The organism is Sulfurimonas indica (assembly GCF_009192995.1).
GTDB classification, from domain to species: domain Bacteria; phylum Campylobacterota; class Campylobacteria; order Campylobacterales; family Sulfurimonadaceae; genus Sulfurimonas; species Sulfurimonas indica.
In genome coordinates, this window is the sequence record NZ_SDID01000001.1 from 23,419 (window position 1) to 47,682 (window position 24,264).

The following is a 24,264-nucleotide window of genomic DNA, read 5'->3' on the forward strand; positions in this document are numbered from 1 at the left end:
TAACTCTTTTTTTTAATCTTTTTCAAATAAAAATCATTCTACAATGATAGAAGTAGAGATAAAGGAGTTCGTAATGGCAGTATCTTCAACTTCAAATGCATCCACAGCACAAACCATTCAAATTGATGTAATGAAAAAAGCACAGGATGTGCAAGCACAGCAAGTACTCAAAGTCTTAGAAAATGCAAATCAGCAATCACAACAGGTTACTGCACAAAAAACAGGAATTGGACAAAATATCAATATACTAGCTTAAGTGCCGTTTTCCTCTCTTTTAAAAAATCTTTTATAAGTTCTCTTTGCTATAATTTCACCCATGATAGATATAGATAACCAAACTTCTTATGAAGTAAAAGAGACATTGTTGCAAAAAATTGCAAAAAGTCTTACAGAAAAAGATATTGAACTTATCATAACAGATAATGCATCCATACAAGTTATGAACGCTGAGTACAGAGATATTGACAAGCCAACAGATGTACTCAGTTTTCCTTATGATGCTGCTATGCAGATGGCTCCACTTGGTAGTATTGTCATCTCTTATGATTTTGTTCAAGAAAAAGCCAAAGAGTTTCAACACCATGAAGATGATGAGTTTACCCTACTCTTTATTCATGGGCTTTTGCATATTTTAGGATACGATCATGAGTGTGATAATGGTGAAATGCGCCAAAAAGAAGAAGAGATCATCAAAGCTTTTTCACTTCCTCAAAGTCTCATTGTCAGAACAGAAGGATAAAGATGGATTATGTAGTTTTTTTAATATCTATGGCAGCTCTTATTTATGGGGCTGATTTCATCATTAAAGAGAGTGAAAGAATTGCTCTGCACTTTGATATTTCACACTTCGTTATTGGTGCGACACTCATAGCCTTTGGTACCAGTTTACCAGAAATGGCAGCCTCTATGGTCGCTTCTTATCACGGAAAAAGCGATATGGCAATTGCCAATGTTGTCGGTAGCGTTGTATTTAACATTACACTTGTTTTGGGTGTTGTTTTTATGATTGCAAAGTCTATGAATCCTGATAGAGATCTCTTTTCAAAAGATAGTACCTGGGTTATTGTACCTGTTGTGATTTTCTATATTATGATACAAGATGGAGAAATAGGCAGACTTGATGGTATTTTATTTCTACTGATGATGGCCTCCTATCTTTTCTTCCTTTTTTCAAGCTCCAAAGAGGAACTTGAAAGTGAAATAGATGAAGATCTGACAAAAGAGAAGTTCAACTGGCCAAAAAGTATCCTTCTTTTACTTGTTGGTTTCATTTTCACAATAGGTGGAGCGAATTTTGTCGTGGAGAGCGGAACAAACATAGCACGTTCACTTGATGTGAGCGAATGGATTATCGGTCTGTTTTTGATCTCACTTGGAACATCACTTCCTGAACTCATTGTATCACTTGTAGCTGTCAAAAAAGGAAATTCAGAGATGAGCATTGGAAATATCATCGGTTCAAACGTTGCAAACTTTTCCATGGTCCTTGGTGGTGCATCATTGATAAATCCATTGACTATCGATTTAAGTGCTGCGAGTTATGATATTTTGATTATGGCATCAGCTTCTATCACCCTGCTCTTTATCTTGGCAAATAAAATCTATAATAAAGCTGGCGGTATCTTTTTATTGACTATTTTGGTACTTTTTATCGCCCACTCAGTTTAACAACGCTACCTTTTCTTAATATATCCAAGCTCTAAGAGCTTGTTATATATATCAGAGACAATAGATCCTGCAGCATGCCCACCATGCCCACCATGTTCTATCATAACCGTTACTATATACTGAGGTTTCCTAGTAGGTCCATAGCTTGTAAACCATGCGTGAGAACGGTTATAGTAAGAGAGTTCATGCTCTAGTCTTCTTTTTTCAATATCCTGCTTGATCCCAATTACCTGTGCTGTACCCGTTTTTCCTGCAATTCGTACTTTAGAGTGTAGATACTGCGTCGCTGTACCATGTGGTGAATTACAAACCTGAATCATAGCCTTTCGGATGACTGGAAGTTTTCTTTTTTCCAAAGGAGTTAAAATGTCTTTATACTCTATCTTATATGGCTCATCACCTATATATTTTGCAAAGTGTGGTGTAATGAGCTTCCCTGTGGCAATCAATGCGGTCTCTCTTGCAATTTGTAACGGTGTGACAAGAAAGTCCCCCTGTCCGATTGACATATTTGCAGTCTCTCCGATATTCCAGGAACGATTGTATTTTCTCAGCTTCCAAAGACGAGAAGGAACGACTCCGATAAACTCATTTGGCATATCTATACCGGTTTTTTTACCAAAACCATACCGTTTGAGTCCCTCACTCATCATCTGATTACCCAGAATAAGACTTCCTTTATAAAAATAATCATCGCAACTCTCACGGATGGCTTTTACAATGTCCGTATGGTGATGACCTCTCTCTTTCCAACAACGGAATGTCCTGTTTGCAATTCGTAAGTTAGAGCGACAATCAACACTCCATTTATCACTCAACTTCGTCGTAATATAAAGCAGTCCAAGCAGTGGTTTAATCGATGAACCGGGAGGATATAGCCCGTGTGTGAGTTTATTTGTAAAAGGATGATCCAGACTTGAAGCAAGTTTGTTGTACATTTTGTAGCTCATCCCTGAAACAAAGATATTTAAATCATAATTTGGAAAACTGCCCGCAGCCAATATAGAACCATCTGTTTTCATAACAACAAAAGCACCTACTTTACCCAAAAAGAGTGCAGATATATATTTTTGCAGCTCTATATCCATATTAAGTGTCAGTTTTGTATCTTCCTGTGGACTTTTATAGTAAAGCTCTTCTATCTCTTGATTATTGGCATTTACTTTTATCTCGCGTTCTCCGGGAATTCCTTGAAGGTAGTTATTATAGTAATTTTCAATACCTGTTTTTCCCGTATAACCAATGAGTTCAAGTACCGGATTTTTATCGATATCTTTTTTGTTTGCACGCGCTACATAGCCTATCATATGCGCTGCGATATTTTTATAAGGGTAGTAACGTTTTGGCGCTGGTACTATCTTCATGTTCTCACGCAGATTGAGGATCGAATATATCGGCATCATCTCTTCGTAAGGAATAAACTGTACAACATCGATAAAGTTGTGATTATAAAAAGAGTCTTTTTTTCTATAGTTTTTTACGATCTTTTTTCTATCAAGTGACGGCAAAAGCTTTGTAAGAAGTGCCACCTCTTCTTCAAATTCATTTTTATGTTTTTTCGTAAGCAAATGTGGGGCAAGTTGGATTTTAAATCCAAGTTTGTTGATGGCAATAGGTCTGTTTTTCACATCAACAATCTCACCACGCACAGGAGCAATCTTTTCATGCTTGATTGTATTTTTAATGGAGAGTTTTGAGTAGTAGATGTTTGACTCCACTGCCAGAAAAAAAACACGCACAATTAAAGCAAGCCAAACAGATGCAAAGAGTAAAATAATAAATTTAACTTTCATAAAAGACTCACTATTAAAAATTCAATTACTATATAGTATACTATATAGTAATTTATCTCAGGTGCCTCTAGCAGAAAGATATTTGAGACAAATGTAAGAAATGCAAAATATCCCATATAGGTAAAGAGCACATAGGAAATCTTGATACAGGAGTTACACGAAAAGTTTTGAATAATTTTTGGCATGATAAATTTATATTGAATATAAAAGTATATAAGTGAACTAAAAAGAAGGTAACCATAATTTGCTTCAAAGATCACGAGACAAAATGCAATTAAAAAGAGTGCCAGTGTATCTTCTCTCTTAAGTGCACGTGAGAAAAGAACAAAAAGTACAGAAAGCAAAGGTGGCAAAAAAGGATATATACTCGCCAGTGAGCTATAGAGAACATAGAGTACAATGTATAAGAACGGTACTATAGGTTTTTGATCAGAGATACTTCGTTGCATATTGGAAAGTGTTTACATTTGATACAATCAGCCCAGATTTTATGCTCAGGGAGGGACTCTTTTGGAATTTCTACAAAACCAAGCCTTTCGAAAAAAGACTGTTTGTAAGTTAAACTCAGAACTCTTTGCACTCCAAGAGATTTTGCTTCATCGAGAACTTTGTTTATGAGTTTTTCTCCTATCTTTCTACCTCGAAAGCCGTCCTTTACAATCAAAGAGCGAATTTCGGCAAGAGAGAATGTGTGAATATGTAAAGCAGTGAAACCAACGAGTTCTCCATCTAAAAAAGCCAGCGTATAAGAGCGTATATTTGTTGCTATCTCATCATCACTTCTGTCTAAAATGATTCCACTCTCCACTTCAGGACGGACCAGCTCTTGCATTTTAGGAATATCTGAAAGCTTTGCTTTTACAAATTCAATCTGCATCTACTTCTTCTTCACTCTCTTTTAAAATATCGTAAATCTCTTTAATGATTTTCTTTGTTCCCCGTTTTTTAGCACTTGAAACCATCAATGCATTGGGAAACTCTCGTCTTAGAGCATTTTGTTCTTTCTGGTTGAGCTTATCAATCTTTGTAAAGATTTGGATGATGTATTGATCCTCTCTTGCATGTGTAAATAAAAACTCACTTACTTGCGTGTCAATCTCCAAATGAGGATGACGACAATCGATAAGATGAATAAAAATCTTGATCTGTTCTCTGTTTGCTATATAATCTGTAAGATTTTTCTCCCAGTCATGCTTTTGTGCTTTTGATACTTTTGCATATCCAAAACCTGGCAGATCGACAAATTTTGCCATCAGTTTTTGGGATGTGTCTCTATCCATGAATGTCACATCAAAATAGTTAATCAGCTTTGTCTTTCCCGGTGTTGAAGAGACTTTTGCCAGTCCTTTGTGATCTGTCAAAGCATTTAGAAGTGAGCTTTTGCCAACATTTGAGCGTGCCATAAAAACAACTTCGTTGTGTTCATCAGACTCAGGAGCCGCTTTATAGTTTGGTGCTGACGTAATGAATTTTGCATCGACTATGTCAATCATCTACTTCTTTTCCTCATCAATATTAAATATCATAATAACAGGCTCTTTTTTAAAGCCTTTTGCATATGCTTTTCCATCTGTCGTCTTTAAGACCACTTCATCTCCTAAGATCTCTTTTTTATCATTAAGCTGTTTTAAATGAACATTTTCATAAAAATAATACTCTTTTTTATTTGGAAAATAGATGACTTTACCGGCAACTCCACTATATTTTGCCCCATCTTTTGTCGTAATACTAAAAGAGACATCCCCTACTGCTACAAATTTTGTAGGTTTTTTCTTTTTATTGACATAAATTGTCACTTTAGAAGCATTGAGTTCGTCATTTGCCTTTTGAATGTTTACATCACCACTAAAGACAGAAACCCCAGTGTTTTGGTCAGATGTAAAAGAGTTTGCCTTTATTTTTAACTCTTCGGAGAAAAGCAGTGTTGTAAATGTTGTAATTAAAAGGAATATGGCTGTTTTTTTCATCTATTTACTCTCTTGTAATTGAATTTTTGCACGAACATTTTTTGAAAAAATCTTGTTTTTTTCATTGTTATACCGGATATAAGAACCCTGTACTATACTGTCGTTAAGGTAAGCGACATAACCTACATCACTGGTAACATCGGAAGTCTTTTTATTATATACAGCTTTTTTCGTTTTAAAAGTCAGTCCGTCATCCCGTATATACTCAACATTACCGCTTAAAGTCACCAGATCATCTTTGTAGATACCATCATCTGCTTTCATATTTGCAATATACTTTTTTTCATTATCAGTATAATCCATATTTTTGATTGTATATCTGTTAGAGTAACGCACAGCCTCATTCCCAAGCATAATGGTCTGTAAACTGCTTCTGTCTAGCTCATACATTGTAAAGTCTTTTATCTCAAACAGTGGCACATCAACAAAAGCCTGCTGCTTTATATTTAAAGGCTTGAAAAAAACATAGATACCGATAAGTACACCTAAAACAAGTGAAAAAAAAAGCGTAATTTTGATAGCCTACTCCTCAATCCAAAGAGATAAAAACTCATCTTTTTGATCATTTTCTTCTATGATGATATCAATCATCTCACGCACAGCTGCATCACCGCCATTTCTGCTCAAAACTGTATCGACAAGCTCTTGAATCTCTTTTACCCCGTTGTTTGGAGTAAAACTTCTGCCGACCAAAGAGAGCATACCGTAATCATTGAGATCATCACCAATTGCCGCAACTTCATACATCTGTAGATTCAAAGACTCAACTATCTCACGCAGTACTTTCTCTTTATCCTTGATACCTTGATGCAGATGCTGTACACCAAGTTCATCAGCACGTCGCTTTACTATAAAAGAGTTACGACCTGTGATAATGGCTACATGATTTCCCATACGTATCCAGCTGGCAATCGCCAAACCATCTTTGACATGAAACTCTTTGACTTCAGATGAGTTACTTGTATAAATTATTTTACCATCAGTAAGACAACCATCAACATCTAAAACAAGCAGCTTAATCATAATACATCTTTTGTACTAGGAATTCCTACACGTGCATTTGGTGCTGTTGCACGACGAAGTGCAACTGCCACTGCTTTAAAAGCTGCTTCGATGATATGATGTTTGTTCTTCCCACGCAGCTCAATGATGTGCATACTTACTCTAGCATTAAGTGCAAAAGCTCTAAAGAACTCTTCAACTAGTTCAGTATCAAACTGCCCTACTTTACCATGTACATCAAGTTCATAAACTAAAAAAGGACGGTTACTAAGGTCCAGGTCACAGCTCACGCAAGCCTCATCCATAACAATATTTGCACTTCCAAAACGCTCCATGTTTTTTACAGGGTAGATTGCCTCAGCAAGTAAAGCACCAAGAACAATGCCTACGTCTTCAACACTGTGGTGATCATCAATGTGCGTATCACCTTTACAGCTGATATCTAAGTCTATCAAAGAGTGTTTTGAGAAGCTCTCAAGCATATGGTCTAAAAAACCGACACCAGTGCTAATGTTGCTCTTTCCACTACCGTTTATATCCAATGAAATCGTAATATCTGTCTCTTTCGTTGTTCTTGTTTTTGTTATCATTATCTAATCCTCTCTTACAATAAATGCATTTTTAAATTTTCCGTGAGCTTTATAGTCTCTAGCCTCTTGCTCACCTTTAAAACCTGTCAGCCAGACTTTAAACATACGCCCCTTATCACTTTCAACATCTTTAATGATTGTTTTATACCCATCTGTGTTGTCATATTTCTCTTGTGTTACAAGTGCCCCCTCTATACGGGAAAAAGAGCCGATCTGAATAGCATATTTTCCAGCCAGAGACATCTTTTGCGGTAACTTTTTCAGCTCTTTTTTCGTTGGTATGCTGCGCTTTCCTTTGCCTTCAAAACCGAGAACCTCTAATGTAACGGGAGCAGTCCCCGTTCCAATCATGTCAATCTTTGATGCCGCAGCCTTTGAAAGATCGATGATACGTGTCGAGACAAAAGGACCTCTGTCGTTGATACGCACTACTGTACTTTTTCCATTGCGTCTGTTTGTTACTTTGACGATGGTGTTCATAGGCAGTGTTTTGTGTGCTGCTGTCATCGCCCACATATTGTAACGCTCACCATTTGAAGTGAACTTTCCATGAAAGTTCGGTCCATACCAGGATGCATTACCACGAAATCTATCTCCTACACTTACAACCTGCGGATAGTACTTTTTCCCATGAACGACATAAGGGCGCATCGTTGCGTGAGAGTACTTTTTCTTTGGTGGTGTTGCACGGTATGCACCTCTGTCATCTGTGTATGTTTTTACTGTTGATGAGGGTGCATAGTTATAACTTCTGTAAGTCCCTGGACCTCGCGTACTACAAGCTGTAAAAATGAAAGAGATGATTATTGCAAGAAAAAACCATGATCTATTCATACAGTTTCAACCTATCCCCAACTCTAATTAAAGAACCTCGAATATGGTTTTGCAAGCGAATATTGCGTACACTGATCTTATGTGCTTTAGCAATCGACTCCAAAGAGTCTCCTTTTTTAACCATGTAGTAGTGCTTTGAAGATATCTTTTTTATAGCACTTTTCTTAGGAATAGGAATGATAAGTTTTTGCTTGAGTCTAAGCCTATTGGTTTTTAGATGGTTGAAATCTTTGATGACTTTATAAGAGACACCATACTTTTTACCGATGTAAGAAAGGTTGTCACCACGTGTTACCACATGCACTTTATAGATGTTTTTTATAGGCTCTTTTGTGTACTTCTGCTTAAACTCTGCGAGCTTGATGTACGGAATGTACACGTTATACCCTTTTGAATAAGGAGGTACAAAGTCATATTTTAAATGTCTGTTGAGTTTTTTCAAATCTTTAAGTGGAATGTGGATCAACTTTGAAATACGCGCTAAAGATTCCCCGCTTGAAAGCTTAACCGTTGAGATGGAGTATGCATTTGCACGGTTTAAAAGATACTCATACTCACTGTGTAATAGATATTGTTCATCACTTCCTATAAGTGCAAGTGCCACAATCTTTCTGATGTAGTTTCTACTCTCACGAGGAATGTACTTCTTTTTTGGATCGAGCAGTACTGCAAGATCATCCGTACCTGCTTTTTTTATAGCACGATTGAGTCGTCCTCCACCACAGTTGTAAGCAATGGCAGCCAAATACCACTTCCCAAAACGTTTATGGAGTGCAGAGAGATGCTTGGCAGCAGCTTCTGTAGACTTTATAAGATCACGTCTTTCATCTACATACTCGTCAATTTTTAGATTATAGTGCTTCGCAGTACGTGGCATAAACTGCCAAAGTCCTGCTGCGCGCTTTTTAGAGTAGGCTTTTGTACGAAAATTCGACTCTGCCATCGCAAGATATAAAAACTCTTGTGGTACATCATACTTTGAAAGCGTACTCTTAATAGCAGGAATGAAGAGATAAGCATCACTCATAGCACGGAAAAAATGCTTGTCCTTTGCAAGCGTTCTTCGCTTCATCTTGTTCATGACCGGATCATAAAGAAAAGATGGTTCGATATCAAAAGAGTCAAGAAGTGCAAGTTCTTTGTTATAGTTGGACTCGTAAGTCAGGTTCGCAAAAAGAAATAACGGAAAAAACAGAGTTAATAGATATTTTATCATGGACAACTTTTTATTTTAATTTTAAGTAGTAGATTTTATCTAAAAAATCATTAAAAAAAGTTGTAAACTCTCTAATATTAAGAAATATGAAAGAGTTTTAGGGCGTTTTGCGTGGTTAAATTTTCTACTTCCTCACGTGAGATATTAAGCAGTTCTGCCATTTTCTCTGCTACAAAGGTAGTATAAAATGGCTCATTTCTCTCTCCTCGATGTGGCGTCGGCGTGAGATATGGTCCATCAGTTTCAATGATGAGCTTCTCTTTTGGAATGCGAGGCAGTATATTTACAAGCTTTTTCGCATTCTTAAAAGTAAGGACACCTCCTATACCAAAGTAAAAGTTCTCATCTGCGAGACTTAAAAGTTCATCATCCGCATTAAAACAGTGCAGTACACCGCCAACTTCACCGGCACTGTTCTCTAATAGTATCATTTTGGAATCGTGTGAAGCATTTCGGATGTGGACAATAAGTGGTTTGTTGTGCTCTTTGGCAAAATTGATCTGCCAAGCAAATATCTCTTTTTGTTTTGCTTTCTCTGCTGCTTTTTCCTCATCACTTCCCTCAAGTCGGAAGTAATCCATGCCACATTCACCAATAGCCACACACTTCTCATGCCCTACATAACGCTCAAAGTAACTCGCATCAAAACCATCTAAATCATACGGATGTACCCCAATAGCAAAGTAAACATCATCATATCTTTCTGAAATCCCAATAGCTTTCTCAAGTGTAGATAAATCTGCTCCGGGAATGATAAAACGCTCTACTCCACCCTCACGCGCACGATCTAGTACAGCATCCAAATCTTCATCGTATCTTGCATCATCCAAATGTATATGTGTGTCGATTATCATCTATTTCTTTGCCTCCAGTAACTCACGGGCAAACTTTTTCGCTTCATCAGAGATTTTATCTCCACTGATGATTCTTGCTATCTCATCTACCCGTTCATCAAAATCAAGTTCTTTTGTTTTTGAAATAGTACCATCTTTATAGACTAAAAAGTGCTGATCTCCCATAGAAGTAAGCTGTGGTTGATGAGAAATGACAAATATCTGAAAATGTTCTGCCAACTGTTTAAGCACACGTGCAACACTCATAGACTCCTCACCACTGAGGTTTGCATCTATCTCATCTAGCATCAAAACACCACCGTTTTTATTCATATGCTCTGATTTAAGTGCTAAAACAGCAAGACGAAGACGATTGAACTCCCCTGTTGAAATTTTATCGAGTGCAGTACCATTTAACTCAATTCTGAGCATATCCTGCCCTATTTTTGAGTATGCAACTCTTTGCATCGTTAACTTTGCCTCACGCAAGTAGAGATTTTTCAAGTAAATGTTCAGATCTTTTTCAAATGCCATAAGCTCTGCCTCACGCAAAGCACTTAATTCATTAGCAAGTTGTTCTACCTCACGTGAGAGTTCTTCATACTTCTGTTCTAAATCATGCTTTTCTATCTCGATGTTTTCATATTTTTGAAGCTCTTGCATCTTCTGTTCTTTGTATGTAAGTGCCTCCTCGATGCTACCATATCGACGTTTTAATCCGCTAAGCTCTTCTATGCGATTGAGCACTGATTCTACATCAACATCTTCAAGTGCGTTAAACTTCTCCTCTGCACCATCAAAAACGGCACGAAGTTCATTCATCGCATCATCAAAAAAACTGCTATCTACGTCCAGTTGTTCCAGAGCTGACGCAACAAGATGCTCATAGTTGAAGATCTCATTTGCCGAGCCTATACTCTCCAGTACTTTTTCCTTGCGTGAGAGCTCTTTTTTTATCTCTAAAAGCTCTTCATCTTCATTTGGCTGTGGGTTGATGTCTTCTATCTTTTTTATCTCAAAGGCTGCAAACTCTTTGAGCTCTACTATCTTTTTCTCTTCCTCTTCGATGACCTTAAGTTCGTGTTCTGTCCAGTGATACTCTGTATAGACCTCATGAAACTTCTTTTTTAAAGCCTTGATGCTTTTAGACTTCGCTTCGATGCGTTCATCTAAAATGGCAAGTAGATTCTCATTTTCAAAGTCACTGAAATCTTTGAGGCTCAAGTGTCTTAAATACTTCGCAGCAACACTGCTCATAGCCTTGCGTGAGAGGCTTTGGTTGTTAATGAAGTAACGGGATTTCTCTTTTTTGATATGCTTAAAGACATTGATATCATCACTCTCAATCCTACATTCCTCTTCATCTATCTCCCATGTAACACTACTCTCACACAAAGTTGCATCACAGCTGCTTCCTCCAACAGAGGTAAGAATAGACTCCATAAGAATGGACTTTCCACTCCCACTCGGCCCCGTAAAGACCACAAGTCCATTATTTAAGTTCAGCTCTGCTTCGTTAAAACTCAGGTAATCTTTGAGGTAAAATCTTTCTATCATCTTCGCACCTTTAAAAATCTAATGGACTTATGAGTTTCGTTTTATTCATTTCGCTAACAACATGAGTGTATATCATAGTTGTTTCAACAGATTTATGCCCTAATAGCTCTTGAATACTTCTTAAATCTATACCAGCCTGCAGCAGATGAGTTGCATAGGAGTGGCGAAATATATGTGAAGTTACTCGTTTGTTCAAGTTGGCTTTACTTGCTGCAGCTTTTATATTTCTGCCTAAAGTTTGCGGATGAATATGATGTCGTCTTTTTTCTCTGCTTCTAGGGTCTTGTGAAATACTTTTCATAGGAAACAGAAATTGCCATTTAGTTTCAAATTGTGTATTTGGATATTTTTTTGCAAGAGCATAGGGGATAAATACAGAACCAAAGCCCTGTTTTAAATCTTGCTGGTGAAGAGCTTGAACATAAGAGACCTGCTCAAATAACTTCTCTTTTAGTTTTTGAGGCAATGGTATAGTTCTATCTTTGAGAGATTTAGAATCCCATATATATATTTTGTCAAATCCAAAATCAATATCTTTTACTCTTAGATTAAGCGCTTCATTCATACGCAAACCACAGCCATACATAAGATGCACAATTAAACTGTAATCATGAGCGATATTTTGCAAAACTACTCTAATTTCTTCTTTTGTCAATACAACAGGAATATGTTTTCGCTCCTGTGCTCGAAAAGCTTGAACATTCCATTGGCTAGTATCTACACCCAAAACCTCTTTATAAAGAAATAGAACTGCACTAAAAGCCTGATTTTGTGTAGTTGGTGAGACCCTATCTTTTGTAGCAAGTTTAGTAAGATAGGCTTCTAGTTCGACTTTCCCCATCTCAACAGGATGCTTTTTATTATGAAATAAAATATACTGCTTAATCCAATGCACATAAGTTCTCTCTGTAGAGTAACTGTAATGTTTAAAACGGATTTTATCTCTAACAATATCTAAAAGTTTTTTCTTCACTTGCATTTTACACCTCCACTTAAGCAACTTTTTGCATTTTATTGCCAAAATCTTCTAATTAGCAAACAAATATGCGTGTTAATTGCTAAAAGAACATTTAACACACACTAAATATTTAAGAATAATAGTGATTTCTTCTAAAAACAATCAATTATTTGGCAAATTGTCATATTTTTCACAATTAACACACAAAAGATATGTTTGTTAATGTTGATTTTTAGAGTTGATTTGTGTAAAATGTTTGTTGAATAAATAGTTGTCCGCTCGCTTCGCGACCGGACAACGGGGGCGCGGGTTGAACACCCGCTAGTCATCTGTCGCAAAGCGCAAGACAACAAGCGGGAGGAGCGAACAACCATTTGAAAACATAAATGTTTGAAAATGGCAGTCACTCACCCGCGCCCCCGTTAGATGACATAAAAACAAACTAATACAAATTGATATTTACTTTGTATCAAGCTCTGAAGTTTTTTCAACTTAAAAACTTCCAACTATAAATAGTAGTTATTCCTAAAGTGTAAATAGCTAAAAGCCAAACATTTCTAGGATTTCCTGAGAGTTTTGGTGTCTTAATCTCTGAAACATTGAGTATGGCAAGTGAAACTCCACTTATATATAAAATAATTGTGAAAGTTCCAGTACTCACGAAACCCTCTAGTAAAAATATAGAAACTAAAATTAAACTATTATTATCTAATGCTAATCCTGTGTATTTTGTCCCCCCGGCTAAACCGTATGTGCTAAAATAGCTTAAGCGTATCGCAGCAGCAGAGACCATAATAAATGCTCCAATTAAAAAGAGTGGCTCAAATTTACCATAGCTTAAGAGTAAAATAGCAGGAGTGACACCATAACTGACAACATCTATTAGCACATCAAGTTGCCCTCCAAACTTTGCATCAGTTGGAGTTCTTCCTTTAAGTCTTCTAGCGACAAGCCCATCAGCCCAATCAAAAGCAACTGCCCAAACCATTCCAATCATTGCAAGAGCGTAAACACCCTCAATAGAGTAATAGATAGCAAGTATTGTACATGCTAACCCTGAAAGTGATAAAAGGTTTGGAATGTCTTTGAGATAAGATAAAATAGTGGGTTGTTGTAACTCTTTGTGTGTGCTACTGTCTGCTGACATTGAAACTCCTAATAAGTATTTGTAATTCTTTATCGTATAAATTTCAGTATAGCATAAATTTCAGTATAAAAGAGTATTATGTATACAATAAATTTTACTTAAGGAAATAAATCATGACCGTATATACCGTTGGTACTTTTGACTTGTTACATATTGGTCATTTAGACCTCTTAGAATACTGTAAAACATTGGGTGATAAGTTTGTAGTTGGGGTTGCTTCTGATGAAGTAGTAGCTTCATATAAAAGAAATGTACCTGTGATTCCATTAGCAGAAAGAATGAGAATGTTGAAAGCTTTAGCATGTGTTGATGCTGTTGTATCATATGATAAACTTGAGTATGTGACTCAATGTAAAGAAGTAGATGTTGATATTTTTGTCATTGGAGAAGATTGGGGAAATAAACCTCATAATATTGCAGTAGAAAAATATCTAAAGTCAAAAGGAAAAAAGATAATTCAAGTAAGCTATAATCCCCAAACTTCATCTACAAAAATAAAACAAAATGTCATAGCTCAAATCCATAAGGGTAAATATATGGTACATGATGTTGTATAAAACACCTAACAAAATAAAGATAGAGAACATATTTTTGTACTCAACCGTTATGGGGAGGGTGATAGTTGAAGTAATAAAACTATAAACAAGCCTCCACAGTATACCGCCATTGATAATGTTTTATTTCTACAGTAAAACCATGCCTCTCTAGTATCTTTTTCAGTTCGTATGGCGCATAAAAATTAGCAGGTTCACCTAGCGTTTTTTCCATCCAACAGACAGCTTTACCTCGAAAGGTGCTCACATCAAAATCATAAATAAAAAGTTTTCCATTTTTCTTTAGAACCCTTACAGCCTCTTTCATCGCAAGTTCAGGGTTAGAAAAATGGTGAAGTGACTCTCCCATAAGAATCATGTCAAAACTGTTATCTTCAAATGGCAACTCTTCTGCTGTTGCTATATACGTTTGCACATATGCCGGGGCATATTTAAGCATCCCGTCTGCTGGGTCTACTGCTACATATTTTAATTCACTATTGCATTTATGAGCGAATTCACTCATTATCCCTGTCCCTGCCCCAATATCTAAAACAGATGCTTGGCTGGGGAGTGGTTTTAAAAATATACACAGTTCCTCTAAAACCTTCTTTTGATATATCAGAGTACCGAAGTGTTTAAAGAAAAATCCAAGATAATTAAAAGGTATCATCTACCACCCTTTATACTTACTAATCTATTTATAACTTTATTATCAAAGTGTATCTAAAACTTAATAACACATCATTTATTCAAAATAATAAATTCAGACAAAAATTAGAGAAATATGTAAACCTGACATATAAATAGCAATACATTTTTTATGTCAGATATTATTCCTTATTCAGCAATAGTCATATAAAATGTTGTCTATGAAAGTGGGGACATTCCAATTTCAAAAACGCTGATTATAAAATTGTCTAAGTTCCAAATTGCAGCAACAAAAACATATAAATAATCATAATCTAGCTTACCAAGGAATAATATGCCATACCCCATAGAAAAAAAGCTCGTCATCGCCGTCTCTTCCAGTGCACTTTTTGATCTCTCAGAATCACATAGAGTTTTTGTGGAAAAAGGACCAAAAGCCTATAAAGAGTTTCAAGAAAAAAACTTAGACAAGGTACTTGAGAAAGGTGTCGCTTTTCCCTTTATTAAAAGATTTCTACATATTAACAAGAGGTTCAACAAAGAGTTGCCGGTAGAAGTTGTATTGCTCTCGAGAAACTCGGCTGTTACGGGTAAGCGGGTATTTCGCTCCATTTACCATTATGGCTTAGATATCTCCAGAGCTGCATTTATGGAAGGAAAATCACCTTACGAGTATGTACCTGCTTTTAATGCATCACTCTTTCTCTCTGCCAATGCCTCAGATGTTCAAAGTGCCATAGATGCAGGATACCCAGCCGGTGTAGTTCTGCCAAGTGAAGTAGTGAATGATGAAGGTGATGAAGAACTCAGAATAGCTTTTGACTTTGATGGTGTCATCGCTGATGATGAAGCCGAGTCGATTTTCCAAAATGGTGAGCTTCCGGACTTTCATGCCTATGAAGTTGCAAATTCACACATTCCTCATCAGTCAGGACCATTAGCAGATCTGTTCAAAAAGCTCTCTTTTTTACAACAACTAGAAGACGCAGAGTTCGAAAAAGACAAAAACTACAAACGCATTCTCAGAACTTCTATCGTCACGGCTCGCAATGCACCTGCACATGAGCGAGTCATTACAACATTGGAAGATTGGGGAGTTAGTGCGAATGAGATCTTTTTTCTAGGCGGTATGGAAAAAGACAGAATCCTCTCTAGATTACAGCCTCATATCTTCTTTGATGATCAAAAAAGTCACCTAACGTCTAACAAAGGTAATATCCCTATGGTTCATATACCTTTTGGTATTTCGAACAAACTGTAGTATAATGTACTAATGAGAGGAGGGAAAGATGAAATACTTCAAAACAGTACCCCAAAAAGAAAAAATCGTCTGTCTGCTATGTCAACACTACTGCCAACTCAAAGAGGGGCAAGTGGGTGTTTGCGGTGTCAACAAAAATGAAGATGGTGAACTCAAAACTTTAGTTTACGGTCATCCATCTGCACTCAATCTCGACCCGGTTGAGAAAAAACCACTCTATCACCTCTTACCGGGCACTACTGCCCTCTCCTTGGGAACTGTCGGGTGTAACTTCAAGTGTCCGTTTTGTCAGAACTGGCAGATATCACAAGAACACTATGTTGATACAAGTGTTACTATCTCACCTGAAAGAATGGTAGAGATGGCTCAAGAGAGAGGTGCGGCATCTATCGCTTACACCTACAATGAACCGACCATCTTTTACCCCTATGCCAAAGACATCGGCGTTCTTGCCAGAGAAAAAGGTCTCAAAAATATCTTTGTTACCAACGGATTTGAATCTCCGGAGGTGGTAAAAGATATGGCTTCATGGCTTGACGCTGCCAATGTTGACCTTAAAAGCTGGGATGAAGCTTATTATAAAAAAATTCTCAAAGGTGGACTTGAAGCTGTAAAAGATACGCTTCGAGGCATGGTGCGTGAAGGTATTTGGGTAGAAGTAACAACACTGCTCATTGAGGGTGACAATGATTCGGATGCAGACTTAAAAGCGATGGCCAGCTTCATCGCAAACGAATTGGGTGTGCATGTACCTTGGCATCTCAGTGCCTTTCATCCTGATTATAAGATGCAAGATCACGAGTACACAAAACTCCATACTTTAGAACGTGCAAAACGCATTGCAAAAGAAGCAGGGATTCTCTATGTTTATCTGGGTAATGTTCCTGTACATGGAGACACCTACTGCCCTGACTGCAATACTCTGCTCATAGACAGAACAGGTTATGCCATTGCACAAAACAGTTTGGTTGACGGACACTGTCCAAAATGTAACAGAGCCTTAGAAGGAGTTTGGAGATGAGCATAAGAAAAGATGCGGTTGCCGGGCAGTTTTATCCGGCAAGCCAAGATGAAATAGTAAAAATGTTCACTCACTACAATGAGATCATAGACAATGCCAAAGAAGATAAAAACATACTTGAACTGAGCCCTCGTGCTATCATCGTACCTCACGCAGGCTATGTTTACTCTGCTTTTACAGCAAACATCGCTTTTCGACTTTTAAAAAATACAAATGCAAAGCGTGTTGTTGTCATTGGTCCAAGTCACAGAGTCTATGTAGAGTCTACATCTGTCTCACTCTTTGATACATTTGAGACACCACTTGGAGACCTAAAGATAGACAAATCTCTTGCAAATGAAATGGTGGAGGAGTTTGGTTTACGATTTCAAAGAGATGCTCATGAAGAACACTCTACAGAGGTCCAGATGCCATTTATAAAATACTATCTTCCGGATGCTTCTGTGGTTGAGTTTGTCTATGGCAACGAGAAGCCTCTACGCTTGGCAAAGGTCATTAACTATCTTTTAGAAGACAGTGGTACAGTAGTGGTTATCAGTACTGATCTAAGCCATTACTATGACATCCAAAAAGCAAACAGACTTGACAGTATATGCCTTGATGCAGTTGCAAGATTAAATCCGGAGGAGTTGCATGAAGGGTGTGAAGCCTGCGGAAAAATAGGTGTAGAAGCCATCCTGCTTGCAGCAAAAGAAAATGGTCTCAAACCTACCCTGCTTGATTACAGAACGAGTGCCGATGCAAGTGGGGATAAATCTCAGGTCGTTGGCTATATGAGCGCTGCGTTTGTTTAGTTCTCTATTGTTCTAAAATAACCCACAGATGGCTGTACCAGTACCATCTTCCATCTTGTGCAGGTGCAGTACAGGTGTAATGATTTCGCGGGTATAGCAGAGGTTCTGTTGCCTGAACAGTTATTTCTGTATCACTCAGCCACTCCATTTGTATCTTTTTACCATCAGCTGTAAAACATTGCAACGCTTTAAGCGGTTTTTTGAGTCTCAGTGTTAAAGAGGGAGGATTATTACTCTCATCTACCAACGTATCTTCATTTTTAACGGACTCTAGAGGCAAAGGCAAGGTATCTACTTTTAGTTTAAACTGTTCCATTGCACCAAAACCTCCAGACATAGGAAAGCGTGTCAGTTCCATAAAGTTACTTTCACTAGAAATAGGTGCAGAGTTTTGTGCCACACCGACATAGTCTAAACCTTTGATAATCTGCAACAGTTCTGTGTCATACTCGCCAAAAGGATAAGCGAACATTTTTGGCTCATTTGCAACCAAACTTCCAAGTTCTTTTTTCAACTTTTCCTCACATTTTTCTACCTCTGTTTTAACATATGCTTCATAATCGTCTACATTTTTCAACCTCTTACGCATAAGATAGGGATGCGAATAGCTGTGATTTGCGAACTCTGCACCATTTTGTCCCATCTCACGCAGCTCATCCCAAGTCAAATAGTTCTCTGAGTGATGCATAACCGGTAGCGAATTTACAAAAAGTGTAAAAGGAAGATGCAATTTTTTAAGTAGTGGATATGCTTTTATATAAGCACTTTTATAAGCATCATCTATCGTAATTGCAACGGTTTTTTCAGGAAGAGCCCTCTTTTGTTGCAGATAACGGACAATCTTTGAGAGTGGCCAAACATTGTAATGATTTTGCACCAAATGCTCCATCTGTTTTGCAAAAAGCTCCATTGAGATACTTGTAGATGGGTATTTGGACTCATCAAATCTGTGATATTGCAAAACCACAGCATGATTCTCTTTTGCGAAGAGAGAAAAAGTAAAAAAGATAAAAACAAAGAAACTGTAAACTATTTTCATAACACTATTATATCTTTATTTTTTTGATATAATTTTACCAAATATAAAGGCTTATAGTGATGTCAACGATTACCAAACAATTTTCTTACCTGATGCTTACATTTTTAACACTTATAGCAGGCTATGCCTATCTGCGTTATGCCTATAGAGTAACAGACTCTACACCTTTTACCCAAGAGATAGTACTTATCATTTTAGGTACCATCGCTACTGTCTTTATCACCGCCCTGCTTTTAAACAAGCAGACAGCCGTAGAGATAGAAAAAGAACAAAGTATAAAATTTTTAGATTTAAAAGCACAAACTTACGAAAAACTGCTTGATTTGATGGAAGAGATGGCAACACAGAGTAGTTTTGATGAAGTAGACATTACAAAACTGCAGTTTGTAACACACAGACTTGCCATCTTTGCTTCACCGGGTGTTTTAAATGAGTACACAAACTTTTTAAATGTTGTCTCACAAATCTCAAAAGATGGAACATTTTCAAATGATGCAGAAAGACTTTCAGAAGCACTAGGAAAGCTCACTATTGAAATTCGTTTTGATCTGCTTGGTGAAAATGAGTCACAAAAAGCCTACTCTATCACGCAGATCAAAAATATGATCAAGAAAAACTCTCAGAGCTCTTCTCATATCAACATAGACTAATCTCCCCAGTTTAACTTCTCTTTGAGTACATCAAAGTAGTTAAACTCTTCTCTGTGAATAAGTTTAACAGTTTTACGTGCCAGTTGGATGTGTATACTCTCCCCAGCTTCAAGCTCATGCTTGTCTTGACCATCTATAATGACAAGCGCTCTGTCTTGCGGTGTTTTCATCTCAATGGAAAATTTTCCGGGAAGTACCACAGGACGCTGCGTGAGAGAGTGTGGACAGATTGGCGTAAGAGCAAAAACATTTGTCAGAGGAAAAAGCACTGGACCTCCTGCGGAGAGGTTGTAAGCCGTTGAGCCTGTCGGTGTGGAGACAATAACACCATCCCCATAGTAGGTATTAAACGCTTTGGAATCAACAAGTGTTTCAATATGAATCATATTTGAAACCGATGGACGTGTAATGACGATATCATTAAAAGCATACAGAGTCACTTCATTGTCATGTTCTTGAAATTTTGCCTCTAAGATTGCTCTCTCATCTACTCTGTACTCCCCTTTTACCAAATGCGCAACAAAATCTTCCAGTTCGTCGATGTTGATGTCTGCTAAAAATCCAAGATTCCCTGCATAGACACCAAATACAGGCACATCATGCTTAAATGAACGCCGTACCACAGAGATGAGCGTACCATCACCTCCAAGCGTTACCAAAACATCACACTTTTGGCAGAGATTATCAAAGTCCATCCCCATTATCCCTATCATCGCACCACTGATACTCTCTATCGTTACTTCAATATTATGTTTTGTAAAAATCTTTTCAAGTTTAAAATAACTCTCTTTTAATTCAGGTGATGATGGTCTTAAAATGACGCCGACTCTCTTGATTGTATGCGATTTCACGGGATTTCCTGTATCTTTTTCTTTAATTATACTATTTTATAAGCAAATCTTGGATATAATCGCAAAAATTTTTAAATAGGACTTTAACCTTGAGAAGTCATTACTGTACAGATTTAAGTGAAAAAGATGTTGGCACAGAGGTAACTCTGACTGGTTGGGCAAATAGCTATCGTGACCACGGTGGAATTATCTTCATAGATTTACGTGATAAAACTGGACTTATCCAGCTTACTTGTGACCCTGAGGACTCTCCTGAAGCACACAAAGTAGCAGACAGTGTAAGAGATGAGTATGTTTTAATAGCAAAAGGGACAGTACGTCTCCGTGGAGAAGGTTTAACAAATCCACGCCTTAAAACAGGTGCTATTGAGATCGTTGTACGTGAGCTCATCATTGAGAACAAATCAGCTCCGCTTCCATTTGTTATCGGTGATAAAAAAGTTGGTGAAGAGACAACACTGAAGTATCGTTATTTAGAGCTTCGTGACCCATCAATGTACGAGTCTTTCCGTCTTCGTTCAAAAGCAGCGATCGCAGCTAGAAACATCTTGGATGCAAACGGTTTCTTAGAAGTTGAAACGCCTATACTTACAAAATCTACTCCAGAGGGAGCACGTGATTACCTTGTACCTTCACGTGTGCATAATGGCGAGTTTTATGCACTGCCACAATCTCCACAGCTTTTCAAACAGCTTTTAATGGTTGGTGGATTTGACAGATATTTCCAGATCGCAAAATGTTTCCGTGATGAAGATCTACGTGCTGACAGACAGCCTGAATTTACTCAGATAGATGTTGAGATGAGCTTCTGTGACCAAGAGGATGTCATTAAAGTAGCAGAGGACCTTCTTGAAGCAATGTTTAAAGCGTGTGATGTAGATATCAAGCCTCCATTTAAACGTATCTCTTACAGAGATGCTATGGAGTGGTATGGTTCAGACAAACCAGACTTAAGATATGACCTTAAGATGGTAGATGTTATCGATATCTTTGAGCGTTGTGACAATGAGATCTTTACAAACATCGCTAAAAACCCACATATCAACCGCATTAAAGCGCTACGTGTTCCAGGTGCTGATTTGGCATTCTCTAAGCGTGAGATGAAAGGTTTTGAAGACTTTGTACGTAAGTTTGGTGCGCATGGTCTTGGATACTTCCAGATGAAAGAGGATGGTCTCAAAGGTCCGCTTACGAAGTTCTTCAGCGAAGAAGACATCCAACTCATCATTGAGAGAACTGAACTTGAAGTAGGTGATGTAGTCTTCTTTGGTGCAGGTGATAAGAAAACTGTACTTGACTATATGGGACGCTTTAGAATCTTCATCGCAGAGCATGAGAAAATGAACTTAATTGATAAAGATGCATACGAGTTTGTATGGGTTGTTGATTTTCCAATGTTTGAAGTTGAAGATGGTCGCGTAAAAGCACTGCACCATCCATTTACTATGCCAAAAAATCTTGATAAAGAAGATGTCGAAGAGATAGAGTCTATCGCTTATGATATCGTTCTTAACGGTGTTGAGCTTGGTGGTGGGTCTATTCGTATCCATAAAGAAGATATTCAAGAAAGTGTATTTAAACTCCTTGGTATCGATGAAGAGGAAGCTCAAGAGAAGTTTGGTTTCTTACTTGATGCACTGAAATTTGGTGCGCCTCCACACGGTGGTTTTGCACTTGGATTTGACAGACTTATGATGCTTATCTCTAAAACAGCAAGCATCCGTGATGTTATCGCATTCCCTAAAACACAAAAAGCTTCTTGTGTACTTACACATGCACCTTCACCGGTTGATAACCAGCAGCTGCGTGACCTTCATATCAGACTGCGTGAGCAGACAAAAGCGTAAACCATGAGTAAAAAACTCTTTTTAATTATCGGAGCTCCCGGCTCTGGTAAAACTACCGACGCAGAACTTATCGCAAAAAATCATGACAACATTTCACACTACTCTACCGGAGATATGCTCCGCGCTGAAGTCGCAAGCGGCAGTGAACGCGGTCAGGAGATAGATAGCTACATCTCTAAAGGTTTGATTGTTCCTATTAACATCGTAATTGAGACAATTGTCAGTGCCATCAAATCTGCACCGACAGATGTTGTTATCATCGATGGATACCCTCGAAGTATAGAGCAGATGATGGAACTAGACAAATATCTGCAAAATCATAATGATGTAGAGCTTGTCAGTGTCATTGAAGTAAGAGTGAGTGAGGAAACAGCAAGAGAGCGTGTTCTTGGACGCGCACGTGGTGCAGATGATGATGAAAAGGTCTTTAACAACCGTATGAAGGTCTATACAGAACCACTTCAGGAGATTCGTGATTTCTATACTGAAAAAGGCATCTTAAAAGTTATCTCCGGTGAGGGAACTATCGAAGAGATAGTAAGTGAGATGGAAACTTTCATCAGCTCAAAACTATAAAGCAAGGCACTTTTTTGCAAAAATTTATACTCAAACTTTTTCCGGAGATTATGATAAAAGGCTCTTCTGCCAAACGCCAGATGACAGGACAGCTCTATAACAATCTCCTTACCATACTAGAGCGCGTAAACAAAGATATAAAAGTAGTAAAATACTCTGACAAGATAGAGGTCTTTACACCAAAAGAGTTCCTGCCGGAAGTACGTGAAAAACTTTTAAATACTCCCGGAATTGAACAGATTCTTGAGGTTTTACAGTTCAACGGTATGGACAGTCTTGATAAGATAAAAACAAAGGTACGTGAGCTTTTTGCCGACTCACTCAAAGATAAAACCTTTGTTGTAAGAGTCAAACGCTCAGGAAAACATGAATTTAAATCAATCGATATCGAGAGAACGGTTGGTGGACATCTGCTAGCTAACTCTGAGGCAAAAGGTGTACAGCTTAAAAACCCTGATATCACGCTGCAGATGGAACTCATTCAAGACCAGCTCAATATCATCACAACAAAGTACAAAGGTCTTAGCGGCTTTCCTATCGGTACACAGGGAGATATTCTCTCACTCATGTCAGGTGGATTTGACTCTACGGTAGCTTCCTACCTTACAATGAAGCGTGGTATAAAAACACACTTTATCTTCTTTAATCTTGGTGGTATGGCTCACGAGATAGGTGTTAAACAGGTTGCACTTTATCTCTGGAATAAGTTTGGTTCATCGCATAAAGTAAAATTTATCTCTGTTCCTTTTGATGATGTCATAGAAGAGATTTTTCGCTCTACTCCACCGACATATATGGGTGTAACACTCAAACGTCTTATGCTTATAGCTTCTGAAAAGATTGCAGATACAATGGAGATAGATGCACTTGTAACAGGTGAGAGCATTGCACAGGTTTCAAGCCAAACACTGCGTAACCTAGCTCTCATAGACCAAGTGACCAACAAACTTGTTCTTCGCCCACTTGCAACGGTTAATAAACCGGAGATTATCAACATCGCTAATGAGATAGGCACACGTCATTTTGCAGAAAATATGCCAGAGTACTGTGGTGTTATTTCTCAAAACCCTATCACACATGGTTCATTTAAGCGTATGGAGAAAGTTGCACAGAAATTCAACTACGAAGTTTTAGACAAAGCTGTAAAAGATGCTCAACACCTTAGCATTGATGAGATTGTAGAAGATATCTCTAATCAAGCACCGATTGAAGTAATAGATGATATCAAAAATGGAAACTATACGGTCATTGATATCCGTCCTGAAGAGGAGTGTATCGAACTACCGTGTGAAACACTTAAAATTCCGTTTCACAAGCTTAAAAAAGAGTTTAAAAAACTACCAAAAGATAAAGAGTATCTACTCTACTGTGATAAAGGGATTATGAGCCAGCTCCATGCACAATATCTGCGTGATGCAGATGAAGCTGAAAATGTGAAGGTTTATAGACCGAAAGAAGAGTAAAAAATACTCTTCT

27 protein-coding genes are annotated in these 24,264 nt (G+C 37.7%); 11 read left to right on the forward strand and 16 right to left on the reverse strand.

Annotation, left to right across the window (positions count from 1 at the left end):
- Nucleotides 1-73: 73 nt before the first annotated feature.
- The 3 genes from ES948_RS00155 to ES948_RS00165 are packed head-to-tail and all read left to right on the forward strand — an operon-like array spanning nucleotide 74 to nucleotide 1,668.
- Entirely contained in the window at nucleotides 74-256 is a 183-nt protein-coding gene (locus ES948_RS00155) for a putative motility protein (protein WP_152182895.1), read from the forward strand.
- A gap of 60 nt (nucleotides 257-316) precedes the next feature.
- On the forward strand, nucleotides 317-739 hold the full coding sequence (gene ybeY, locus ES948_RS00160) for an rRNA maturation RNase YbeY (RefSeq protein WP_152182896.1): 423 nt from the start codon (nucleotides 317-319) through the stop codon (nucleotides 737-739).
- 2 nt (nucleotides 740-741) lie between these two features.
- On the forward strand, nucleotides 742-1,668 hold the full coding sequence (locus ES948_RS00165) for a calcium/sodium antiporter (RefSeq protein WP_152182897.1): 927 nt from the start codon (nucleotides 742-744) through the stop codon (nucleotides 1,666-1,668).
- Nucleotides 1,669-1,673: 5 nt separating this feature from the next.
- Here the strand turns inward: ES948_RS00165 and mrdA are convergent, their stop codons facing one another.
- The 13 genes from mrdA to ES948_RS00235 form a co-directional block, all read right to left on the reverse strand.
- The gene (mrdA, locus tag ES948_RS00170; protein WP_152182898.1) at nucleotides 1,674-3,461 is read right to left on the reverse strand and encodes a penicillin-binding protein 2; all 1,788 of its coding nucleotides are present in this window, start codon (nucleotides 3,459-3,461) and stop codon (nucleotides 1,674-1,676) included.
- Between the two features lie 415 nt (nucleotides 3,462-3,876).
- Complete coding sequence (locus tag ES948_RS00180; protein WP_152182900.1) at nucleotides 3,877-4,338, reverse strand: N-acetyltransferase; 462 nt, start codon at nucleotides 4,336-4,338, stop codon at nucleotides 3,877-3,879.
- Nucleotides 4,328-4,954 carry a ribosome biogenesis GTP-binding protein YihA/YsxC gene (gene yihA / locus ES948_RS00185; RefSeq protein ID WP_152182901.1) on the reverse strand — a complete coding sequence of 209 codons (627 nt, stop codon included), beginning with the start codon at nucleotides 4,952-4,954 and terminating at the stop codon, nucleotides 4,328-4,330. The genes ES948_RS00180 and yihA overlap by 11 nt, the downstream gene beginning before the upstream one ends.
- Nucleotides 4,955-5,428 (reverse strand): lipopolysaccharide transport periplasmic protein LptA, encoded by a 474-nt coding sequence (gene lptA / locus ES948_RS00190; RefSeq protein WP_152182902.1) that lies wholly within the window; start codon nucleotides 5,426-5,428, stop codon nucleotides 4,955-4,957. It lies immediately after the preceding gene.
- Entirely contained in the window at nucleotides 5,429-5,947 is a 519-nt protein-coding gene (gene lptC, locus ES948_RS00195) for an LPS export ABC transporter periplasmic protein LptC (RefSeq protein WP_152182903.1), read from the reverse strand. It abuts the gene before it with no gap.
- A 3-nt stretch (nucleotides 5,948-5,950) separates the two neighbouring features.
- Nucleotides 5,951-6,451: a KdsC family phosphatase gene (locus ES948_RS00200; protein ID WP_152182904.1), complete on the reverse strand. Its 501-nt coding sequence runs from the start codon at nucleotides 6,449-6,451 to the stop codon at nucleotides 5,951-5,953.
- Nucleotides 6,448-7,020, reverse strand: a complete 573-nt coding sequence (hisB, locus tag ES948_RS00205; RefSeq protein ID WP_152182905.1) for an imidazoleglycerol-phosphate dehydratase HisB — start codon at nucleotides 7,018-7,020, stop codon at nucleotides 6,448-6,450. The genes ES948_RS00200 and hisB overlap by 4 nt, the downstream gene beginning before the upstream one ends.
- 3 nt (nucleotides 7,021-7,023) lie before the next feature.
- Nucleotides 7,024-7,854, reverse strand: coding sequence for a septal ring lytic transglycosylase RlpA family protein (locus ES948_RS00210; protein WP_188109403.1), 831 nt, complete (start codon nucleotides 7,852-7,854; stop codon nucleotides 7,024-7,026).
- Entirely contained in the window at nucleotides 7,847-9,070 is a 1,224-nt protein-coding gene (locus ES948_RS00215) for a lytic transglycosylase domain-containing protein (RefSeq protein WP_152182906.1), read from the reverse strand. The genes ES948_RS00210 and ES948_RS00215 overlap by 8 nt, the downstream gene beginning before the upstream one ends.
- Before the next feature lie 77 nt (nucleotides 9,071-9,147).
- Nucleotides 9,148-9,924 (reverse strand): TatD family hydrolase, encoded by a 777-nt coding sequence (locus ES948_RS00220; RefSeq protein WP_152182907.1) that lies wholly within the window; start codon nucleotides 9,922-9,924, stop codon nucleotides 9,148-9,150.
- Nucleotides 9,925-11,460 (reverse strand): AAA family ATPase, encoded by a 1,536-nt coding sequence (locus ES948_RS00225; protein ID WP_152182908.1) that lies wholly within the window; start codon nucleotides 11,458-11,460, stop codon nucleotides 9,925-9,927.
- 10 nt (nucleotides 11,461-11,470) lie between these two features.
- Nucleotides 11,471-12,439, reverse strand: coding sequence for an integron integrase (locus tag ES948_RS00230; protein WP_152182909.1), 969 nt, complete (start codon nucleotides 12,437-12,439; stop codon nucleotides 11,471-11,473).
- 466 nt (nucleotides 12,440-12,905) lie between these two features.
- Nucleotides 12,906-13,565, reverse strand: a complete 660-nt coding sequence (locus tag ES948_RS00235) for a CDP-alcohol phosphatidyltransferase family protein (RefSeq protein WP_152182910.1) — start codon at nucleotides 13,563-13,565, stop codon at nucleotides 12,906-12,908.
- A 113-nt stretch (nucleotides 13,566-13,678) separates the two neighbouring features.
- On the opposite strand from ES948_RS00235, the gene ES948_RS00240 reads away from it, so the two are divergent.
- Nucleotides 13,679-14,122, forward strand: coding sequence for an FAD synthase family protein (locus ES948_RS00240; RefSeq protein ID WP_152182911.1), 444 nt, complete (start codon nucleotides 13,679-13,681; stop codon nucleotides 14,120-14,122).
- Nucleotides 14,123-14,201: 79 nt separating this feature from the next.
- Here ES948_RS00240 and ES948_RS00245 read toward each other — a convergent pair whose 3' ends face one another.
- The gene (locus tag ES948_RS00245) at nucleotides 14,202-14,771 is read right to left on the reverse strand and encodes a class I SAM-dependent methyltransferase (RefSeq protein ID WP_152182912.1); all 570 of its coding nucleotides are present in this window, start codon (nucleotides 14,769-14,771) and stop codon (nucleotides 14,202-14,204) included.
- A gap of 312 nt (nucleotides 14,772-15,083) precedes the next feature.
- Between ES948_RS00245 and ES948_RS00250 the strand changes: the two genes are divergently transcribed.
- The 3 genes from ES948_RS00250 to amrB are packed head-to-tail and all read left to right on the forward strand — an operon-like array spanning nucleotide 15,084 to nucleotide 17,825.
- Entirely contained in the window at nucleotides 15,084-16,010 is a 927-nt protein-coding gene (locus ES948_RS00250) for a 5'-nucleotidase (RefSeq protein WP_152182913.1), read from the forward strand.
- A 28-nt stretch (nucleotides 16,011-16,038) separates the two neighbouring features.
- Nucleotides 16,039-17,031: an AmmeMemoRadiSam system radical SAM enzyme gene (amrS, locus tag ES948_RS00255; RefSeq protein ID WP_152182914.1), complete on the forward strand. Its 993-nt coding sequence runs from the start codon at nucleotides 16,039-16,041 to the stop codon at nucleotides 17,029-17,031.
- The gene (gene amrB, locus ES948_RS00260) at nucleotides 17,028-17,825 is read left to right on the forward strand and encodes an AmmeMemoRadiSam system protein B (RefSeq protein WP_152182915.1); all 798 of its coding nucleotides are present in this window, start codon (nucleotides 17,028-17,030) and stop codon (nucleotides 17,823-17,825) included. Before amrS ends, amrB begins: the two co-directional genes overlap by 4 nt.
- A gap of 4 nt (nucleotides 17,826-17,829) precedes the next feature.
- On the opposite strand, the gene ES948_RS00265 is transcribed toward amrB, so the two are convergent.
- Nucleotides 17,830-18,864, reverse strand: coding sequence for a polysaccharide deacetylase family protein (locus tag ES948_RS00265; RefSeq protein WP_152182916.1), 1,035 nt, complete (start codon nucleotides 18,862-18,864; stop codon nucleotides 17,830-17,832).
- A 59-nt stretch (nucleotides 18,865-18,923) separates the two neighbouring features.
- Here ES948_RS00265 and ES948_RS00270 point away from each other — a divergent pair, with 59 nt between their 5' ends.
- Entirely contained in the window at nucleotides 18,924-19,514 is a 591-nt protein-coding gene (locus tag ES948_RS00270) for a hypothetical protein (protein ID WP_152182917.1), read from the forward strand.
- Here ES948_RS00270 and ES948_RS00275 read toward each other — a convergent pair.
- Nucleotides 19,511-20,365, reverse strand: a complete 855-nt coding sequence (locus ES948_RS00275; RefSeq protein ID WP_152182918.1) for an NAD(+)/NADH kinase — start codon at nucleotides 20,363-20,365, stop codon at nucleotides 19,511-19,513. The genes ES948_RS00270 and ES948_RS00275 overlap by 4 nt on opposite strands.
- An 89-nt stretch (nucleotides 20,366-20,454) precedes the next feature.
- Between ES948_RS00275 and aspS the strand changes: the two genes are divergently transcribed.
- Genes aspS through thiI form a run of 3 tightly spaced genes read left to right on the forward strand, consistent with a single transcriptional unit; the run spans nucleotide 20,455 to nucleotide 24,251 of the window.
- Complete coding sequence (gene aspS / locus ES948_RS00280) at nucleotides 20,455-22,212, forward strand: aspartate--tRNA ligase (protein ID WP_152182919.1); 1,758 nt, start codon at nucleotides 20,455-20,457, stop codon at nucleotides 22,210-22,212.
- Between the two features lie 3 nt (nucleotides 22,213-22,215).
- Nucleotides 22,216-22,788, forward strand: a complete 573-nt coding sequence (locus tag ES948_RS00285) for an adenylate kinase (RefSeq protein ID WP_152182920.1) — start codon at nucleotides 22,216-22,218, stop codon at nucleotides 22,786-22,788.
- 14 nt (nucleotides 22,789-22,802) lie between these two features.
- On the forward strand, nucleotides 22,803-24,251 hold the full coding sequence (thiI, locus tag ES948_RS00290) for a tRNA uracil 4-sulfurtransferase ThiI (RefSeq protein ID WP_152182921.1): 1,449 nt from the start codon (nucleotides 22,803-22,805) through the stop codon (nucleotides 24,249-24,251).
- Nucleotides 24,252-24,264: the final 13 nt, after the last annotated feature.

Coding starts and splice junctions, on each gene's coding strand:
- ES948_RS00155 (WP_152182895.1), top strand. CDS start 74: ATGGCAGTATCTTCAACTTCAAATGCATCCACAGCACAAACCATTCAA.
- ybeY (WP_152182896.1), top strand. CDS start 317: ATGATAGATATAGATAACCAAACTTCTTATGAAGTAAAAGAGACATTG.
- ES948_RS00165 (WP_152182897.1), top strand. CDS start 742: ATGGATTATGTAGTTTTTTTAATATCTATGGCAGCTCTTATTTATGGG.
- mrdA (WP_152182898.1), bottom strand. CDS start 3,461: ATGAAAGTTAAATTTATTATTTTACTCTTTGCATCTGTTTGGCTTGCT.
- ES948_RS00180 (WP_152182900.1), bottom strand. CDS start 4,338: ATGCAGATTGAATTTGTAAAAGCAAAGCTTTCAGATATTCCTAAAATG.
- yihA (WP_152182901.1), bottom strand. CDS start 4,954: ATGATTGACATAGTCGATGCAAAATTCATTACGTCAGCACCAAACTAT.
- lptA (WP_152182902.1), bottom strand. CDS start 5,428: ATGAAAAAAACAGCCATATTCCTTTTAATTACAACATTTACAACACTG.
- ES948_RS00200 (WP_152182904.1), bottom strand. CDS start 6,451: ATGATTAAGCTGCTTGTTTTAGATGTTGATGGTTGTCTTACTGATGGT.
- hisB (WP_152182905.1), bottom strand. CDS start 7,020: ATGATAACAAAAACAAGAACAACGAAAGAGACAGATATTACGATTTCA.
- ES948_RS00210 (WP_188109403.1), bottom strand. CDS start 7,854: ATGAATAGATCATGGTTTTTTCTTGCAATAATCATCTCTTTCATTTTT.
- ES948_RS00215 (WP_152182906.1), bottom strand. CDS start 9,070: ATGATAAAATATCTATTAACTCTGTTTTTTCCGTTATTTCTTTTTGCG.
- ES948_RS00220 (WP_152182907.1), bottom strand. CDS start 9,924: ATGATAATCGACACACATATACATTTGGATGATGCAAGATACGATGAA.
- ES948_RS00225 (WP_152182908.1), bottom strand. CDS start 11,460: ATGATAGAAAGATTTTACCTCAAAGATTACCTGAGTTTTAACGAAGCA.
- ES948_RS00230 (WP_152182909.1), bottom strand. CDS start 12,439: ATGCAAGTGAAGAAAAAACTTTTAGATATTGTTAGAGATAAAATCCGT.
- ES948_RS00235 (WP_152182910.1), bottom strand. CDS start 13,565: ATGTCAGCAGACAGTAGCACACACAAAGAGTTACAACAACCCACTATT.
- ES948_RS00240 (WP_152182911.1), top strand. CDS start 13,679: ATGACCGTATATACCGTTGGTACTTTTGACTTGTTACATATTGGTCAT.
- ES948_RS00245 (WP_152182912.1), bottom strand. CDS start 14,771: ATGATACCTTTTAATTATCTTGGATTTTTCTTTAAACACTTCGGTACT.
- ES948_RS00250 (WP_152182913.1), top strand. CDS start 15,084: ATGCCATACCCCATAGAAAAAAAGCTCGTCATCGCCGTCTCTTCCAGT.
- amrS (WP_152182914.1), top strand. CDS start 16,039: ATGAAATACTTCAAAACAGTACCCCAAAAAGAAAAAATCGTCTGTCTG.
- amrB (WP_152182915.1), top strand. CDS start 17,028: ATGAGCATAAGAAAAGATGCGGTTGCCGGGCAGTTTTATCCGGCAAGC.
- ES948_RS00265 (WP_152182916.1), bottom strand. CDS start 18,864: ATGAAAATAGTTTACAGTTTCTTTGTTTTTATCTTTTTTACTTTTTCT.
- ES948_RS00270 (WP_152182917.1), top strand. CDS start 18,924: ATGTCAACGATTACCAAACAATTTTCTTACCTGATGCTTACATTTTTA.
- ES948_RS00285 (WP_152182920.1), top strand. CDS start 22,216: ATGAGTAAAAAACTCTTTTTAATTATCGGAGCTCCCGGCTCTGGTAAA.